The sequence below is a fragment of the Oribacterium sp. Sow4_G1_1 genome (genome assembly GCF_052116105.1).
Lineage (GTDB): Bacteria > Bacillota > Clostridia > Lachnospirales > Lachnospiraceae > Oribacterium.
Window position 1 is genome coordinate 1 of record NZ_JBQKLS010000051.1, and the last position, 639, is coordinate 639.

1 protein-coding gene is annotated in these 639 nt (G+C 53.1%); it reads right to left on the reverse strand.

The features are described from left to right. The coding region (locus ACTQ52_RS12340) for a VapE domain-containing protein (RefSeq protein WP_441982791.1) at positions 1-639 on the reverse strand (639 nt) is incomplete at both ends.

Consider the following 639-nt stretch of genomic DNA (forward strand, 5'->3'; position numbering starts at 1 on the left):
CAGCTTCTCAGCAGCCGTCTTGTCGTTCATGTCCGACATACTGAGAGAATCCGAGAACCACTCCATCCCGAGCTTCGAGATGAGGGTGCTCTTGCCAATTCCCTGCGGTCCGTTCAGGACGATCATATTGTCGAACTTCGCACCAGGGTCCTTGATTCTCCGAAGTGCTGCACAGAGCTCTTTTCTCGTGACAGCTTGAACATATGCGTTATCCTCAGCCCCGAGGTAATCGATCAGGAGTGTCTCCACTCTGGGAACCCCGTCCCACTTGGGGAGCTTTTTGAAATAATCCCGGATCGGGTGATAGCTCCTGTCGTCCGCCGCCTTTGTAACAGCAAGGTCAAAGTTCCGCTGTGAAAAGGTGCCATAGTGCTCATCGATGTAACAGATAAGCTGCGCATCATCCGCGTCCCGCCAGTAGCGACCTGGATGCTTCCACGGGACATCCCCGGCGATTTCCATGCCGTCTGCCAGCTGGTTGAAGACAATATTCTTCATGTACGGGTCGTTCTTCATGATGAGAAGAAGGTTGTGCAGGTTTCCGATAAGCTCACCAGACTTCGGGTTCCGCTGGAGTTTCTTCATCCAGCTGTTGTCGCTTCCAGAATCGGCAGTTGCCTCTTCCGAGAAGTCTGTAAC